This window comes from Haloarcula salina (genome assembly GCF_049603855.1).
GTDB classification, from domain to species: Archaea; Halobacteriota; Halobacteria; order Halobacteriales; family Haloarculaceae; genus Haloarcula; species Haloarcula salina_A.
In genome coordinates, this window is the sequence record NZ_CP187146.1 from 2,742,661 (window position 1) to 2,759,103 (window position 16,443).

The window sequence follows — 16,443 nt, forward strand, 5'->3', positions numbered from 1 at the left end:
TGAGGTTACGCAGCTAGCGCAGTCAGTCGTTCTTTCGCCCGCTCCCACCCGCCGGGAGCGCGCGGCTCGTAGGTCGTCGTCTCGAAGGCCGATTCGACCAGCCGCCGGCCCGCCGCCAGGTCGGGGAGCGTCCCCGCGGCGACGGCCTGCGTGAGCACGTTGCCGACGGCCGTCGCCTCCACCGGTCCGGTCGACACCGGCCGCCCGGTCGCGTCGGCGAGCAACTGGCAGAACAGTTCGTTGCGGACGCCGCCGCCGCCGAGGACGACGTTCTCCGGGGGCTCGTCGACGACCGCCGAGAGGCCGTCGAGGGCGAGCGCGACCTTCGCGGCGAGGCTGTCGAGCAGGCAGCGGACGACCGCACCCTGGCTCTCGGGGACCGGCTGATCGGTGCGCCGGCAGTACGCGCGGATCTGGTCGGGCATCGGTTCGTCGATGCTGAAGCCTTCGGCGTCCGTGTCGACGAGCGCGGCCCGCGGCTCGGCCTCGCGCGCGGCCGAGAGCAGCGTCCCGTAGTCCACCGGCTCGCCGGCCTCGCGCCACGCTTCGCGGCACTCCTCTAACAGGAAGAAGCCGTTGATGTTCCGCAGGAAGCGGACGGTCTCCTCGGCCCCGAGCTCGTTCGAGAACGCTTGCTCGAAGGCGGCGTCCGACAGGATCGGGTCGTCGCGCTCGACGCCGAGGATGAACCACGACCCGGTGTTGAGAAAGGCGCTGTCGCCGTCGAGTGGGAGGCCGGCGACCGCCGACGCAGTGTCGTGGCTCGCGGGCGTGACGACCTCGGGCGTCGACGACAGCGACGCGGCCACGTCGTCGGCGACCGGGCCGAGGTGCTGGCCCGGTTCGGCGAGGTCCGGGAGCAGGTCAGTCGGCAGGTCGAGTTCCTCGAGCAGGTCCGTCGCCCACACGCGGCGCTCGGGGTCGGCCATCTGCGTCGACGAGGCGATGGTCACTTCGCCGGCCGGTCGCGCCCCGAGCAGTGACGAGAGCAGTTGGGGCATCATCAGGAGGCCGTCGGCCCGCTCAAGCACCTCGGGCTCCTCGCTGGCGAGGGTGTGGAGCTGCCAGAGCGTGTTCGGCGTGTTCCAGTTCGTGATGCCCGAGGCCTCGAACAGCCGGCGCTTCCCGACGACCTCGAACACCGCCTCGCGCGTCGCCGTCGAATCTGGGTCGCGGTACGAGATTGGGTCCCGCAGGACCTCGCCGTCGCGCAGGAGACCGAAGTCCAGCCCCCACGTGTCGACGCCGACCGTGTCGAGGGCGGCCCGCTCGTCGGCGGCCTCGATGCCGGCGACCATCCCCTCTCGGAGCGCGTCGAGGTCCCAGACGTAACGCCCGTCTCGCTCGACCGGGCGGTTGTCGAAGCGGTGGACCTCCTCGACGGCGAAGTCGTCGGGCGTCACCTCGCCGCGGTAGACGGTGCCGCCGCTCGCGCCGATGTCGATTGCGACGTGGTTCATGGTGTCACTCGTGCACGCGGGTCACTGGCCATAGCTGTCGAGCTTCTCGCTCAGGCGGTCGATCTCGTCGTCCGGGAGGATCTCCGGCTCGCCGATGGCGCGGGCCTGGTAGTGGATGCGCGCGCAGTACTCCACCATCAGCGCGACCGTGTAGGCGCTGTCGAGATTCTCGTCGGCGGTGAGGACGCCGTGGTTCCGGAGCAGCGTCGCGTTGTACTCGTCGCCGAGGGCGTCGACCGCCGCCTCGCCGAGTTCCTGCGTGGCGTGGGTCTTGTACTCGGCGACCGGGACCTCCGAGCCGGTAAACGAGAGGAGGTAGTGCGACGCCGGGATGGCCTCGCCGAGCGACGCGAACGTCGTCGCGTACGGCGAGTGCGTGTGGACGACGCCGCCCACGTCGGGCCGGTTCTCGTACACCGCGAGGTGCATCGGTAGTTCGGTCGAGGGCTCGACTTCGCCCTCGACGACCGTGCCGTCGGTGCGGACCACCGGAACGTCCGCCGGCGTGATGTCCTCGTACGGGACGCCAGAGGGACTGATCGCGATGTGATTCTCGTCGAGGCGCGCGCTCAGGTTCCCGCCGGTCCCCGTCGTCAGGTCGTCGTCGAGGAGGCTGCGGCCGTACTCGCAGATGGCGCTGCGCGTGTCGTGGTGGGAAAGATCTGTTTCGGACACACGTTGACTGTCACTAGCGCGCTATAAATTTGCTTCGGTGCGACGCGAGAGCGATCGTGGAAAACGTCGGCTTACGGCCCTGACAGGTGCGATATAGCGCGGTTAGGAATCCGCACCTGCGGCTCTCGAACGGCGGCGAGAGACTGACCGACAGACCGGCCCGACAGCGGCGAGACGCGACCGCGCGACAGGCGCGGGAGACGCGACTGGGCTACTCGCTGTTGACGGCGTGGAGCCGCTCTTCGAGGGCGACCTCGGCTTCTTCGTCGAGCTGTCGCTGGTGGATGGTCTCGCCGGTCTCGGCGTCGAACAGGTGGACGTCCTCGTCGGGAATCTCGACGTAGACGTGCTCACCCTCGGAGATCGGCCGCTGGCCGTCGATCTCGACGACGAACGTCTCCTCGCGCTCCTGTGCCTTCGCGCGCAGGTAGACGTAGGAGATGCTCCCCATCGGCTCGACCACGTCGACGACGGCCTCGAACTCGTGGTTCGAGTTCGCCCGGTCGTGGAGACTGATGTCCTCGGGGCGCGCACCGAGCGCGAGGGCGGTCCGGCTCCCGACCGCGGACTGCATCCGCTCGGTCAGGTCGTAGTCGAAGCCGTCGGCCCGCAGGGTGCCGCCCTCGACGGAGCCGTCGAAGAAGTTCATCGACGGCGAGCCGAGGAACCCGGCGACGAAGCGGTTGGCCGGCCGGTAGAAGCACTCCAGTGGCGTCCCGACCTGCTGGAGGTCGCCGTGGTTGAGGACGACAAGCCGGTCGCCCATGGTCATCGCCTCGGTCTGGTCGTGGGTGACGTACAGCGTCGTGACGCCGAGTTCGCTCTGGAGGCGGTTGATCTCGGTGCGCATCTCCGCCCGGAGCTTGGCGTCAAGGTTCGACAGCGGCTCGTCCATCAGGAACACGTTGGGGTCCCGGACGATAGCGCGGCCCAGCGCGACACGCTGTTGCTGGCCGCCCGAGAGTTCGCCGGGCGTGTTGTCCAGCAGCATGTCGATATCCATCATCTCCGCCGCCGAGCGGACCTTCTGCTCGATCTCGTCGTCGGACATGTCCGTCGACATCTTCAGGCCGAAGGACATGTTCTCCTCGACGGTCATGTTCGGATACAGCGCGTAGTTCTGGAACACCATCGCGATGTCCCGCGCGCGCGGCCCGAGTTGGTTGACGAGCGTGTCACCGATGTGCACGTCGCCCTCGGTCTGGGTCTCCAGTCCGGCGACGATACGCATGAGCGTCGACTTCCCCGACCCCGACGGGCCGACGAAGACCACGAACTCGCCGTCGGTGATGTCAAGCGACACGTCGTCGACCGCGACGATGGACTCCTCGCCCTCTCCGAACTCCTTCGTTACGTCGTCTATCGTGATCTTTGCCATTAGCGTTCCTCCGTGGCGCGGCTAATTGAAGCTGTCCCCGCCGCAGGGGCGTCGTTCGCGAGCGATGCGCGTCGTCGAGTCGATGTCGTGCTCATTCTTTGATCACCACGCCGAAGCTGAGTCCGGCAGCGAGGTACTTGTTCACCGCGATCAGGAAGACGACGACGGGGAGGATCATCGCCGTCGAAGCGGCCGCCAGCATGCCCCACTCGATGGATCGGGAGCCGATGAACGAGTAGACGAACAGCGTCACCGGCACGGCCTTGAAGCTCGTCAGTACGAGCCCGAACAGGAGCTCGATCCAGGCGAAGATGAAGCTGATGATGGCCACCGAGAAGATCCCGGGTTTGGCCGCCGGCAGGACGACCTTGCGAAAGCCCTGGAACCGGGTCGCGCCGTCGACGCGGGCGGCCTCTTCGAGCGTCTCGGGGATGCCGTCGAAGAACGCCTTCATCACCCAGACGACAAGCGAGAGATTGATGCTGACGTACATCAGCACCATCCCGATGCGCGTGTCGAAGAGGTTCAGCTCCCGGAAGATGATGAAGAAGGGGAGCACGACGGCGATAGGCGGGAGCATCCGCGAGGAGAGGATCCACACCAGCACGTCCCGCTCCATCGGGATGTCGTACCGCGAGAGGACGTACGCCGCCGGCACGCCGATCAGCAAGACGAGGACGACCGACGCCGACACCATCAGGAGGCTGTTGGCGAAGGCCGTCACGAACTCCGACTGCTGGACGAGCTGGATGTAGTTGTACACCGTCGGCAGGAAGATCCAGTCCGGCGGCAGCGCGTTCGCCTCGCCCGGGGGCTTCAGCGACATCGACGCCAGCCAGTAGAACGGGAAGATGACGACGACCGACCACGTCAGCAAGACGGCGTGGCGGACGACCTTCACGAGCGTCTCGCGGGTGTCCTTATCGAGGCGCTGGGACGAGCCCGGAACGGAATCCGTCGCCATCAGTCCCACACCCCCTCGAAACCGACCTTCGCGATGATGACGTTACACAGCGCGACCACCAGGACGAGGTAGACGATCGCGATGGCCGCGGCGACCGTGATCTGGTTGTTGATGAACATCTGCTCGTAGATGTTGATGCTCACCAGCTGGGTGGCCGTCCCGGGACCGCCCTGGGTCAGCCCGTACACGACGCCGAACGTCCGGAACAGGTCGATCAGCCGGATGAGGGTGGCGACGAACACCACCGGCTTCATGTACGGAATGATGACGTGGACGTAGCGGCGCCACAGCGGCGCGCCGTCGACTCGCGATGCCTCGACGAGCGTCTCAGGCACCGAGGAGAGGCCGGCGTAGAAGATGATGAACATGAACGGCGTCCAGTTCCACGTATCCAGCAGAATCACGGTCAACAGCGGGATGTCCGAGAGGAACGCCGGCGCGGCAAAGGGCGTCACCGCGTTGATGATGTACGGGATGATCCCGATCTCGCTGTTGAGCATGATCCGACCGATGGTCGCCATCGAGACCGGCGCGACTGCCATCGGGAGGATGAACAGCACCCGGTAGAACGACTTGGCCCGCGAGGACTCGACGCCGGCGACGAACGCCGCGAGCGCGAACCCGAGGACGCTCTCCAAGAGCAGCGCGCTGACGACGACGGTGATGGTGACGACGAACGAGTGCAGCGCGCCGCCGCGGGTAAAGGCCGTTCGGAAGTTGTCGAGGCCGGCGAACTCGGCCGCGAAGACGTTCAGCGTCGGCTCCTCGATCAGCGCGAGGTACAGGTCGTAGGCACCGGGGAAGAAGGTGATCATGATCATCACCAGCACCATCGGCGCCATGAACCAGTACGGGAGGTAGTCGTTCCAGAGCTCCCGGAGCCTGGCCGAGGTCGGCTGCGAGGTCGATTCCGTTTGCGTTGGTGTACTCATTTGTGAGAGGGAGTGTTGTGGCTGGAGTGATATAGTGGTATGCTATCAGCTGTAGATGTCCTCGGCGATGGACGCTGCCTGCGTCATCGCCTCCTCGGCGGACTTCTGGCCGGCGATGGCCCGCTGAAGTTCCTCGGAGTAGCGCTGGCCCCACTGCGGGTACTTCCGGTCGAACGGGTCCGGCGCCGCTTCCTGCAGGGATTCGAGCGTGACCTGCGCGAAGTTCTCGCCGACGCGCGAGCGGAACTCGTCGTTCTCCCAGACGGACTGACGAACGGAGAACGCGGCCCCGTTCTCCAGGTGCATCCAGGTGTTGGTCGGCTGGGAAGTGGCCCACAGCATGAACAGGAACGCCTGTTCGGAGTTCCGGGCGTTCTTCGACGTGGAAATCTGCCAGTTGAACGCGTTCGGGGAGAACTGGCCGTCGGCCGGCCGGGGAGCCTTCGCGATGCCGATGGTGTCGGCGACCGAGGAGTCGGAGCCGGTGAGGCCGGGCCAGAACAGGTTCGCGTCGGCGACGATGTGGCCGGCGCGCCCCTCCTGCATCGTCGAGAGCACGTCGGACCAGGTCTGCGTCGACGCGCCCTCGGGACCGTAGTCCTGGAGCAGGCTCACGTACCACTCCGCCGCGTTGATGACGCCGTCGGTGTCGAGCCCCGAGTCCGTCGGGAACTCGGTCCACAGCGAGGAGCCGAACTCGCGCAGGAACGTGTTCAGGATGTAGATGTTCATCCCGTAGCCCTTCTGCCCGCGGCCGACCGTGCCGACGACGTCGGACTCGTTCTCGTGGATCGTCTTGGCGTTCTGGCGGAACTCTTCGAGAGTCTCGGCGACCTCCAGGTCGTGTTTCTCGTAGAGGTCCGTGCGGTAGAACTGGGTCTGGACCTCGACCGTGATCGGCAGTCCGGTCCAGGTGTCGCTGTAGCCCCCGCCGTGGGCCTGCCACTTCGAGGACTCGAAGAGGTCGTCGGGCTTGTACCACGCCTCGTCGTAGAGGCTGCTGTCCTCGAAGTAGGGGTCGAGCGGCTGGAGCCACCCCTCCTCGCGGAACTGGTTGACGACCTGGTCCATGTAGAACACGTCGAACTGCCCGGCCCCGGTGCTGACGTCGGTCTGTCGCTTCGTCCGGAACTGCTGTTCGGGCAGGATGTTCCAGACCACGTCGATGCCGGTCAGTTCCTCGAACACCGGTACCGCGGGCTTGATGGCGGATACCCAGGGGTGCTGGACCGCGCCGATGTTGATCTGGGACCCCTCGAACTGCCGCCACTCGATGTCGGCGTCCTCGTACTCGCTGAGCGGGATGGCGAGGTCGTCACCGCTCCCCTCCGACGACGTCCCACTCCCGCCGTCGCTTCCGTCACCGCTCCCGGAGCCGCCGTCGCTGCCGCCGTCTCCGGAGCTATCGCCGCCTCGCGTACACCCCGCGAGACCGCCGAGCAGTCCAACTCCCGTTGCTTTCAGAAAGTGCCGTCTGTTGCGCTTGCTGGGCATGTCTGTTGACCTCGTCACTATCGAATTACCCATCAATAATAAAGCTAATCATTTGTAACGTATATTACCCATCGAGTGTCGGCCCCGTTCGTCTCACCTGGGGACGACCGAACGCCTCGAAAATCGCTCCGAGACCTCGTCACACGCCGATTCCCGACGGTCGTGGCAAGATTTTAATAGGCGGTCCGAATATACCGCACCCACGGACCGATGCCGAGCCCGCCGACCGGACGGCCGACGGCGGGCGCGGCGCGACCGAGATATGATCCGAGTCAGCACACCACACGATCGATGGACAGTGACAGTGACCGCCGCCGAGCGACGGGAGGGTCGGTGATGCGCGCGAGCACACTGACCGACGTGGGCGAGATAGCCGTCGAAGAACGCGAGCGGCCCGAGCCGGCCGCCGACGAGGTACTGGTACAGGTGGGTGCCTGCGGCGTCTGCATGACCGACTACCACATGTACCACGGCACGTTCGCCGTCGAGACGCCGCTGGTGCTGGGCCACGAGAGCGCCGGGACCGTCGCCGAGGTGGGCGACGACGTGGCGGGCTTCGAGGTCGGCGACCGCGTCGCCATCAACCCCACGGTCCCGTGTAACGCCTGTTCGTACTGCAAGCGCGGCGAGACCCACCTCTGTGAGAACAACACGAGCATCGGCGGGGCCGGCGACACCATCCTCGACGGCGCGTTCGCGGAGTACGTCCGCGTTCCCGCCATCAACGTCGAAGACATCGGCGAGATGGCCTTCGAACACGCGGCGCTGGCCGAACCGCTCGCCTGCTGCGTCCACGGCGTCGAGGAAGTGGGCGTGAAACCGGGCGACAGCGTCGCCATCATCGGGGCCGGCCCCATCGGCCTCCTCCTGCTCCAGGCGTTCCGCAACGCCGGGGCCGCGCCCATCGTCGTCTCCGAACTGGACGAGGAGCGGCGCGAACTGGCCGCGGAACTGGGGGCGGACGCCGTGGTCGACCCCGAAGCGGAAGACCCGGAAGTCGCTATCCCGGAGGCCGCGGGCGGTCCCGTCGACGTGGGCGCGGAGGCCATCGGCCTCGTACCGACGATTCAGCAGGCCAACGCGGTGACCGCGCCGGGCGGGTCGACGCTGGTCTTCGGCGTCCCGGACCAGGAGGCGACGATGGAGATCAGCCCGTTCGACGTGTTCTTCGACGAGGTCGGCTACCGCGGGTCGTTCTCGCTGACGACCGAGGACTTCGAGCGCGCGGTGACGCTGCTTCGGTACGGCCGTGTCGACGCCGACGCGCTCGTCACCGAGCGGATCGGGCTGGACGACCTGCCCACGGCGTTCGAGCGCATGGGCGACGCCGAGGGGCTGAAGAAGGTCGTCGTGCCGGGCGAGGGCGAATGAACGGGTTCGACCTCCTCGACACCGACTCCGGGAACGCGGTCGTCGTCGCGCTGGACCACGGAATCGGCATGGGCGCGATGGACGGCTTCGAAGACCCACAGGCGACGCTCGACGCCGTGCTCGCGGGCGAACCAGACGGCGTGCTCGTCGGCCCGTACTTCGCCGAGCGCTTCGCCGACACGTTCGCGGCGTCGTCGACAGACGTGCTCGTGACCGCCGACTTCGTGTCGCCGTCGAGCCAGCCCGGCGAGGACGTGGGCCCGTGGGTCCAGGCGAACGCGTTCGACACCGACCGACTGCTCGCCTGTGACCCCGTCGGCGTCAAGTCCGTGCTGGCGTTCGGCCGGCAGAACCGCCGCGCGTTCGAGCGCAACGTCGAGTACGTCACCGAGATCACCGAGTCCCTGCGCGGAACCGGCGTCCCCCACCTCGTCGAGACCGTGCTGTGGGGCAAGGAGGTCCCGGACCGCTTCGAGACGGACCCGCAGTACGTGGCCAACGCCTGCCGGATCGGCTGGGAACTGGGCGCGGACGTGCTGAAGGCCCCCTACACCGGCGACCGCGAGTCGTTCGAGCCCATCGTCGCGAACGCGCCGGTCCCGGTGATGATCCTCGGCGGCCCGGCGTCCGGGTCGGTCCGCGCGATGCTCGACGACGTGGCTGGCGCGATGGCGGCCGGCGCACGCGGTATCGTAATGGGCCGTAGCGTCTGGCAGACCGAGGACCCCGCCGCCGTGATCGACGCACTCGACGGGATCGTCCACGACGGGGCCGACCCCGCGACCGCCTGGTCGGTCTGAATCGCTCGTTTTCCGCCGTCTAGCCCGTCCCAAAGTGTTCTCTCTCTCCCGACACATGGCGTTCTTCAGAGCAGAACGGATAAATTTCAGCCCGGATTCGTCGGAGCAATCGCACATGATCGATAAACCATGAAGAATTCGTGGCGTGAAGAATCATTATAGATCCGAGCCGTTCTGCTCTAAAGAACACACTTTTCACCGCGGAGCGTGTACCCATTTCACAATGACCGACGAACCCCGATACGCGGTCGAGGCGACGGAGACGTCGCTCGCCGTGCTGGAAACGCTCGTCGAGGCCGAGGACACGATGGGCGTGACGGCCCTCGCCGACCGCGTCGGCGTCTCGAAGAGCGTCGTCCACAACCACCTCGCGACGCTCCGGGCGGCCGGCTACGTGGTCAAGCAGGGAGCGCAGTACGACGCGTCGCTCCGGACGCTGACCCTCGGCGAACGGACGCGTTCGGGCATCGACGTCTACGGCGCGGCAAAGCGGAAACTCGACAACCTCGCTGCAGCGACCGGGGAGACGACGACGCTGTTCGTCCTGGAAGAAGACGCCGGCGTCCCGGTGTACGTCGCCGAGGCCGACGACGGCTGGTCACCGCCGTTCGTCGAGGGCGAGCGACTGCCGCTGCACGTGAACGCACCGGGGAAGTCGATACTCTCGTCGCTACCGGCCGACCGCGTCGACAGGATCCTGGAGCGCACCGACTTGATCGCGCCGACCGACGCGACGACCACGGACCCGGACGACCTCGTCGAGGAACTTCGGCGGATCCGTGACGACGGGATCGCGTTCTGCAGAGGAGAACAGTACGAGGGCGTCGTCGGCGTGGCCGCGCCGCTCCCCGAGATCGAGGGGAGTCGCGTCGCTGCACTGGGCGTCTGTGGCCCCGTCGACCGCCTGAACGGCCGGTACCTCGAAGAGGACATCACCGGACAGGTGCTCAGTACCACGAAGTCCGTCCAGGTCGACCTCACCGCCGACTGACGACGCTAACGAGCGTACCACTGTTACCGGGTCACGACGAGACGCCCACAGCACTAACGACCGTACGACTGTTATTCAGCTGGTCGAAAGCGCGACGTCACTGGCCGGAGAGGACCACTCCCTGTCCGAGACTTATTCCTCGAACTGACGTGAGATGGTAAACTGAGTAAAGAAATCCTTCCCCTTCTAACCATATTTCTCCAGTATATTCCTCAATACAGAATTCTGGCTACAGATAACTGAAGATAATTCTATTTATGAGGTATCTGCTGGAATAGGATCTGCTAACTCTATAGGTGGTTCGATATTTCGACTATATGCTAATATAATACCGCATATGCAGCCAGTATGCCAACTACCAGACTAAAATAGGGATACCCAGCGTATCGAGGGTGGTTTCCACGCAGGCCGGTATCTGACCCGAGTCCCCCCGGTCACAGTTCCGGCACGGTCGGCCGCGTGAGGTCGTCACACCCGTGTCTGCAGTCCGAATCGCTTAAGAGTCCCAGTGGCAAATCCCGTAGTAACTCGCTGGACGACGGGCACCAGCGGGCACCTGCGTGTGCAGGTCGGGATGTGAGTCGCGGGACGCGACTTGAACCACGCAACGCCCGTGGTGAACACATATGGCACGAAGTGCATACTCCTACATTCGAGAGGCCTGGAAGAACCCGGGCGACGGACAGCTCGCAGAACTGCAGTGGCAGCGCCAGCAGGAGTGGCGCGACGAGGGCGCGGTCGAGCGCATCGAGCGCCCGACGCGCCTCGACAAGGCCCGCTCGCAGGGCTACAAGGCGAAACAGGGCGTCGTCGTCGCCCGCGTCTCCGTCCGCAAGGGCGGCGCACGCAAGCAGCGACACACGGCCGGTCGCCGCTCCAAGCGCCAGGGCGTCACGCGCATCACCCGCCGGAAGGACATCCAGCGCGTCGCTGAGGAACGCGCCTCCCGGACCTTCCCGAACCTCCGCGTCCTCAACAGCTACTCCGTCGGTCAGGACGGCCGCCAGAAGTGGCACGAAGTCATCCTCATCGACCCGGAGCACCCGGCGATCCAGAACGACGACGACCTCAACTGGATCTGTGCCGACGATCAGGCCGACCGCGTCTTCCGCGGTCTGACCGGTGCCGGCCGCCGCAACCGCGGCCTCGGCACGAAGGGCAAGGGCGCAGAGAAGACCCGTCCGTCGCTGCGCAGTAACGGCGGCAAGGGCAAGTAACGCCGACGAGCCGTTTTTCTCGTCTGACGCGTCCAGTCGCGACACGCTCGTTCGGAAGGCCAGCCACCAGACTCGCGCAGCACTATTGTCTAAATGCATCCATTATTAATGGACGTATGAACTATTGTGTATGAAAAGTTTATACGTTTGGGTGCCAAAGTGGTGTTTAATGAGAAAACCACAACTCAAACTACTGTCCGAAGACGTACAGAAGTGGCTGGGGAAGAAGGTCCAGCGGTCCGCGGGGTCCGACTCGACCGTCATCGCCAGCGACAAGTCCGCCGCCCTGCGACTGTTCCCGCCGGGCGGACTCTGATCGGTCGCTGAATCGAATCTGAACCGCTGACGCGGTTTTGTCGTCACGTTCTTCGAAACGATCGGCTATCAGTGGCGACGACGCCCAATGTCCTGGGTCCGGACGGACTACGCCCAGATACGCTGCTCCTGTGCGGTCCGGCCGGACTACGCCCAGATACGCTGCTCCCGATCCATCACCGTCACGACCACGACGTGCGGGAGGGTGACGACGGCGATGAACACCAGATACAGCGCGACCCAGCCAGGAACAGTCGCAGGTGGGTCCGGGACGAGGGCGTAGAGGCCGCCAAGAAGCGCGAGCGAGACGACGGTCAGGGGGAGTGCGTCGCGGGCGAAACGGGCGACCGCCCTCGTGAGGTCGCCGTCACCGAGGGCGGCTGCGGCCGCGTCGTCGACGAGAAGAAGTCGAGCGACGTGGCGCAGCGAGTGCCACAGGCAGAAGTACACGCCGATAGCCAGCACCGGGGGCACGACGGCGAAGTACGCGACCAGGCCCAGCGTCTCGGCGGCGTCGAGCGCCCACGGGCGGCGGGACTCGGTGCGGGCGTAGCCGAGCGCCAGCGTCGCAACGACGAGCGCACCGTACGCGACGGCGAGAGCGGCGCGAACGTCGGGTCGGAACGCCCACGCGAGGGCGGCGGTGTCGGCGGTGAACAGCGACACGAGATCGGTGGCGACGCGGCGATACCACGCGGGGAACACGAGCAGCGGGACCAGCATCGGCAGGCCGCCGCGGACGAGGACCGTCGCGGCCCGCTGGGGGAGCGATCGGAGGTGGTCGGCGTCCGCCAGCACGACGAGAGCGTACAGGTCGCCCTGCCCCCAGTGGAACCACGTCACAGCGATAAAGAGGGCGAACGACACGGCGGGCGCGAGGAACCAGGCCGCCGCGTAGGTCCCGCCGACGAGGCCGTAGAGCGCGACGACGCGACCGACGGCACGCAGGTCCGGGGTCTCGCCTCGCGTGCGTGCGACCGCGAGGTGGTCGACTGCGCCGTGAGGGAGTCCCAGCACGGCGACGCTGGCGACCAGCGGGACGTACTGCAGCGTCGGCGGGACAGAGACCCCAGCGAGAAACGGGACGACGAGCGCGGCGCTGGCGGCCCATCCGGGCACCAGTGCGACCCGGGAGAGCGTCGCGCGGGCGGCGGCCGTCGCGTGTGCGGTCAGCGTCATCTGTCGAGGAGCCAGACGTACAGGACGACCCCCTGGACGACGAACAGCGACGTGAGGAAAAAGAACACCGCTTCCTCGATCGGCAGGCCGACCAGTGGAACGGCGAACCCTGTCGTGTACTGTCCCGAGAGCGTCCAGAGACCCAGTCCGAGCGCGAGGGCGTCGATGCCACAGAGGTACGCCGCGGGGACGAGCGTCGCCGCCGCCACGGTCCGCCACTCGCCGGCGAGGAAGTGCCAGCCGAAGCCCCACTGGAGGGCGAGGATCGGCGCGCTCCAGGCCAGGAGGGAGCCGAGATAGAGCCCGGCGTCGGCCCGCAGGAGGGCGAGGCCGACCGCCGCGACCGCTCCGGCGGCGGCGAGGCCGACCAGCCGCGTCGGAAGCGGCGTCGCGAGCGGGCGGTCGGTGTCCACGCGAAACCGGGCGGTCCACAGCCCGACGCCGACCGTCTGGAAGACGAAGAAGAGGTACTCGCCGAGCGGGATGGACCAGAGCCGGACCAGCACCGCCCCCTCGCCGTACCACCAGACGCCCCGGCGGATGAGCGCGCCGTCCCACGGAATCGTGTAGACGACGGCCAGCCCGGTCAGGAGTGCGGTTCCAGAGAGGACGGCCCGTCGGCTGCCGAGGCGATACGTGGCCGTCAGCGCCAGCGCCGCGAGTACCGGCGCGACGAACAGGGCGTGAAACTGCAGGTACGAGAGCGGCGGCGTCATCGATCCGTGGCGAGGGGTCGACGGGATGTGACCGGCGCTGTGGGGCGCGTCATCCGCGCCACGTCGGCTGTCCGTGACCGTGGACCTCCGTCGGACGCTCCCCGGCCCCGCGCTCGGAGACGGCGCTCACCGTGTAGAAGGTCGCTTCCGGGTCGCCGTTGCGCCGCCAGTGCCACCAGGTGCGGGCGAGCAGCCAGAGGCGGCGGCGACGGCTGAGTTCCGGCGTCTCGGTCAGCACGTCGTAGCCGCGGTCGCGGATGAGCCGGTGGTGTTCGGCGTACAGTACCGCCGCGAGCAGGACGCCGAACTGACAGTCCTCCGGGAGGTACCGGATGCCCGCGACGCCCTCGCGGTACAGCTCCTCCGTGCGGGCCAGTTCCTCCTGCATCACCGCGCGGAACCCCTCGTCCACCTCGGCGTCGGCCAGTTGCGATTCCGTGACCCCGTGGCGGGAGAGGGTCTCCTGGGGCAGATACACCCGGCCGTAGTCGTGGATGTCCTCGCGCACGTCGCGCAGGAAGTTCGAGAGCTGGAAGGCCTCGGCCAGCGCCTCCGCGTGAGGCAGGGCCGCCTCCTTCTGGGGCGGGTCCATCACCTCGGTCATCATCGTCCCGACGGCGACGGCCGACCCCGCCATGTACTCCCGGAGATCCTCGAAGGTCTCGTAGCGGGCCTGCGCGATGTCCATCTCCATCGCGTCGATGAAGACGTTGATCGTGTCCTCGGAGATATCGTGGCGCGCGGCGAGGTCCTGGAACGCCGCCATGACGGCCTCGTGGTCGGTGTCGGCGGGGTCGACGTTCCCGAGCGCGGCCTCGCGGATCACTTCCAGTTGCTCGTGCTGGACCGTCGGCGGGGGTCCGTCCCGCCGGTCGACGACCTCGTCGGCCACCCGGAAGAAGGCGTACATCACGTACGTCGGGTGGCGGATCCGTTCCGGGAGCAGGCGAGTGGCGAGGTGGAACGTCCGTCCGGTCTCCTGCTGTATCGATTTGCTGGTCTGGATGTTGTCAGAGTGCATGGAAAGCGGTCGAGCGGTCTCTCGGTGCGCGGTGCGTCGACGGCGCTGTCCGAGCCGGGGACCGAGTGGGTGCTGTCGGACGTGGCAATGCGCTCAGGGGAGTCTGTGTCCCGCCGAATCGGCGATCGAGTACGGGACACGGGTGCTGCGTCACTACTCCGAAATACGGCCGTGACGGGGATAAGCAGACTACCAAATCACTTCGGGGACGGCGACGGGACTCGGCGCGTGGCGGCCTGTTCCCGCCGGTCGTCGGTCGGCTGGCCGCGTTCACCAGTTGTCGAACACCTCCTCGAGGAGTTTCCGCTCGCCAGCCCGGAGGTGCTGGTGGAACGTCGACGGGCAGATGTCCATCGACTCGGCCAGTTCCTCGCCAGACACGTCCCGCGGCCAGTCGAAGAAGCCGCCGAGGTACCCCTTGCGTAGCGCCGTGAGCTGTCGGTCGGTCAGTCGCTCCTCGACGGTCGCGATGAATGCCTGCCGGGAGACCGGCGGCTCGTCGCGCTCCTGGACCGAGAGCAGTTCCGTCTCGGGGTAGCGATCCCGGACCTGTTCGACCACGGCCCGGGTCTCCGTCGTCGCCGGGAGTGTGACCGTCACCGTCGCCGCGCCCGGTTCGACCACGATGCTCTGCGTCTGCGCGCCGCGGTCGGCGACGGTCGAGACGACCGGCGGGTCGTCCACGGCGAACTCGAACAGGGCGACCCCGTCGGCGGTCGAGACGTGCGAGACGCCCGAGACCTGCGGGTGGTCGGCGGCCACGGCGCAGACGGCGGAGGGGTCGTCAGTCTCGACGAGGAAGAACATCACCGTCGCCTCGCCGTCGGGAACGCTCCCGCCGTACTCCATGGAACAGCCGAGTTCGCTCGCGACCGCGATGTAGAACACCTCGGGATCGGTGATGCGCAACTGCAGTTCGGTGACGTTGTCGGCGGTCAGCAGCCGACTGGTCTCGCGGGCGTCGATGGCCGCCGCCGCCGCTCGGCCGATGGTCCGGAGCACCACCTGCTCGCGGGGGTCGAACGCGTCCTCGCCGTCGGCGTACACGGTGAGGACGCCGTACAGCGAGTCGCCGGAGACCAGCGGCACGGCGGCGACCGACCCCACTTCGGCCCCCGCGAACTGCTCGTGGCGCTCGTCGAGGTCGGCGGCGACCTGGAGTTCCTCGGTCCGGGCGGCCGTTGCGACGGGGTCGTCGGCGTCGAGGGGAATCGACGGCGGGTCGTCGCGGTCGGCCGAGAGCGCGACCGGGGCCAGCGTCTCGTCGCGGAGGTCGAGGTCGGCCACCCACGCGAACCGATACCCTTCGGTGGCCGCGAGTCGGTCGCAGACGGTCTGCTGGATCGACTCGCGAGAGTCCGCGGTCAGCACGTCGCCCACCACCGCCTTGAGGAGGCCGTCGACGCGGTCGACGAGGTGTTCGAGGTTCCGTCGCTCTGCGCGGAGTTCCTCGCTGCGGCGCTCGGCCGCGAGTTCGGCGAGCTTCCGTTGCGTGATGTCGATGTGGGCGACGACCGCGCTCCCGGACTCGGTGTCCGACAGGGGCGCGACCCGCATCAGGAACCACTGTTTCTCCTCCGGGGAGTGACACGGGTACTCCATCGTGAACAGGTCCTCCTCACCGTCGATGACCGACTCGATGCCCGCGACCGCCTTGCCGGCGTACTCGTCGGCGTCGACGTCGGTGGTCGCGAAGTAGTTCGTGCCCTCCATCTCGTCGTCGGCGTCGTTCGAGAACTCCCGCCAGGCGCGGTTCGTAAACAGTATCGTCCCGTCAGCGTCGAGGACAGCGATGTTTATCGGCAGCGTATCCAGTGTCGAGCGCGTGAGTGTCTCTGGTGGCTTCATTCGGTGTCCCCGGCTCCGAGTAGCCGATACCCTCTCTAGTGGCGGCCGGTGAATAAACGTGTGGCCCGACGAGGCGAGCGAA

Annotated in this window: 15 protein-coding genes; 5 read left to right on the top strand and 10 right to left on the bottom strand. The window is 67.1% G+C overall.

The genetic code is table 11. The features are described from left to right. Nucleotides 1-5: 5 nt before the first annotated feature. The 6 genes from ACOZ4I_RS13930 to ACOZ4I_RS13955 all read right to left on the bottom strand — a co-directional run bounded on the left by ACOZ4I_RS13930 (nucleotide 6) and on the right by ACOZ4I_RS13955 (nucleotide 6,903). Nucleotides 6-1,460 carry a rhamnulokinase gene (locus ACOZ4I_RS13930; RefSeq protein WP_424000537.1) on the bottom strand — a complete coding sequence of 485 codons (1,455 nt, stop codon included), beginning with the start codon at nucleotides 1,458-1,460 and terminating at the stop codon, nucleotides 6-8. Between the two features lie 21 nt (nucleotides 1,461-1,481). Continuing rightward, on the bottom strand, nucleotides 1,482-2,135 hold the full coding sequence (locus ACOZ4I_RS13935; RefSeq protein ID WP_424000539.1) for a class II aldolase/adducin family protein: 654 nt from the start codon (nucleotides 2,133-2,135) through the stop codon (nucleotides 1,482-1,484). A gap of 211 nt (nucleotides 2,136-2,346) precedes the next feature. Then, complete coding sequence (locus ACOZ4I_RS13940; protein ID WP_424000541.1) at nucleotides 2,347-3,513, bottom strand: ABC transporter ATP-binding protein; 1,167 nt, start codon at nucleotides 3,511-3,513, stop codon at nucleotides 2,347-2,349. Between the two features lie 91 nt (nucleotides 3,514-3,604). After that, nucleotides 3,605-4,477, bottom strand: coding sequence for a carbohydrate ABC transporter permease (locus tag ACOZ4I_RS13945; protein ID WP_424000543.1), 873 nt, complete (start codon nucleotides 4,475-4,477; stop codon nucleotides 3,605-3,607). Continuing rightward, nucleotides 4,477-5,409: a carbohydrate ABC transporter permease gene (locus tag ACOZ4I_RS13950; RefSeq protein ID WP_424000545.1), complete on the bottom strand. Its 933-nt coding sequence runs from the start codon at nucleotides 5,407-5,409 to the stop codon at nucleotides 4,477-4,479. The genes ACOZ4I_RS13945 and ACOZ4I_RS13950 overlap by 1 nt, the downstream gene beginning before the upstream one ends. Before the next feature lie 45 nt (nucleotides 5,410-5,454). Then, complete coding sequence (locus ACOZ4I_RS13955) at nucleotides 5,455-6,903, bottom strand: extracellular solute-binding protein (RefSeq protein WP_424000547.1); 1,449 nt, start codon at nucleotides 6,901-6,903, stop codon at nucleotides 5,455-5,457. A gap of 336 nt (nucleotides 6,904-7,239) precedes the next feature. On the opposite strand from ACOZ4I_RS13955, the gene ACOZ4I_RS13960 reads away from it, so the two are divergent. From ACOZ4I_RS13960 to ACOZ4I_RS13980, 5 genes are all read left to right on the top strand, one after another. Then, nucleotides 7,240-8,274, top strand: a complete 1,035-nt coding sequence (locus tag ACOZ4I_RS13960) for a zinc-dependent alcohol dehydrogenase family protein (RefSeq protein ID WP_424000549.1) — start codon at nucleotides 7,240-7,242, stop codon at nucleotides 8,272-8,274. Beyond that, complete coding sequence (locus ACOZ4I_RS13965) at nucleotides 8,271-9,074, top strand: class I fructose-bisphosphate aldolase (protein WP_424000551.1); 804 nt, start codon at nucleotides 8,271-8,273, stop codon at nucleotides 9,072-9,074. The genes ACOZ4I_RS13960 and ACOZ4I_RS13965 overlap by 4 nt, the downstream gene beginning before the upstream one ends. A 223-nt stretch (nucleotides 9,075-9,297) precedes the next feature. After that, nucleotides 9,298-10,065, top strand: coding sequence for an IclR family transcriptional regulator (locus ACOZ4I_RS13970; protein ID WP_424000553.1), 768 nt, complete (start codon nucleotides 9,298-9,300; stop codon nucleotides 10,063-10,065). A 626-nt stretch (nucleotides 10,066-10,691) separates the two neighbouring features. Beyond that, a complete protein-coding gene (locus ACOZ4I_RS13975; protein WP_424000555.1) occupies nucleotides 10,692-11,282 on the top strand; it encodes a 50S ribosomal protein L15e in 591 nt (196 codons plus the stop codon). A 169-nt stretch (nucleotides 11,283-11,451) separates the two neighbouring features. Beyond that, nucleotides 11,452-11,598, top strand: coding sequence for a hypothetical protein (locus ACOZ4I_RS13980; RefSeq protein ID WP_424000557.1), 147 nt, complete (start codon nucleotides 11,452-11,454; stop codon nucleotides 11,596-11,598). Nucleotides 11,599-11,744: 146 nt separating this feature from the next. Here the strand turns inward: ACOZ4I_RS13980 and ACOZ4I_RS13985 are convergent, their stop codons facing one another. The 4 genes from ACOZ4I_RS13985 to ACOZ4I_RS14000 form a co-directional block, all read right to left on the bottom strand. After that, nucleotides 11,745-12,776 carry a Brp/Blh family beta-carotene 15,15'-dioxygenase gene (locus ACOZ4I_RS13985; RefSeq protein WP_424000559.1) on the bottom strand — a complete coding sequence of 344 codons (1,032 nt, stop codon included), beginning with the start codon at nucleotides 12,774-12,776 and terminating at the stop codon, nucleotides 11,745-11,747. Then, nucleotides 12,773-13,492 carry a lycopene cyclase domain-containing protein gene (locus ACOZ4I_RS13990; RefSeq protein WP_424000561.1) on the bottom strand — a complete coding sequence of 240 codons (720 nt, stop codon included), beginning with the start codon at nucleotides 13,490-13,492 and terminating at the stop codon, nucleotides 12,773-12,775. Before ACOZ4I_RS13990 ends, ACOZ4I_RS13985 begins: the two co-directional genes overlap by 4 nt. Before the next feature lie 49 nt (nucleotides 13,493-13,541). Further along, nucleotides 13,542-14,513, bottom strand: a complete 972-nt coding sequence (locus ACOZ4I_RS13995; protein WP_424000563.1) for a phytoene/squalene synthase family protein — start codon at nucleotides 14,511-14,513, stop codon at nucleotides 13,542-13,544. A 270-nt stretch (nucleotides 14,514-14,783) separates the two neighbouring features. Next, nucleotides 14,784-16,361 carry a bacterio-opsin activator domain-containing protein gene (locus ACOZ4I_RS14000; protein WP_424000565.1) on the bottom strand — a complete coding sequence of 526 codons (1,578 nt, stop codon included), beginning with the start codon at nucleotides 16,359-16,361 and terminating at the stop codon, nucleotides 14,784-14,786. Nucleotides 16,362-16,443: the final 82 nt, after the last annotated feature.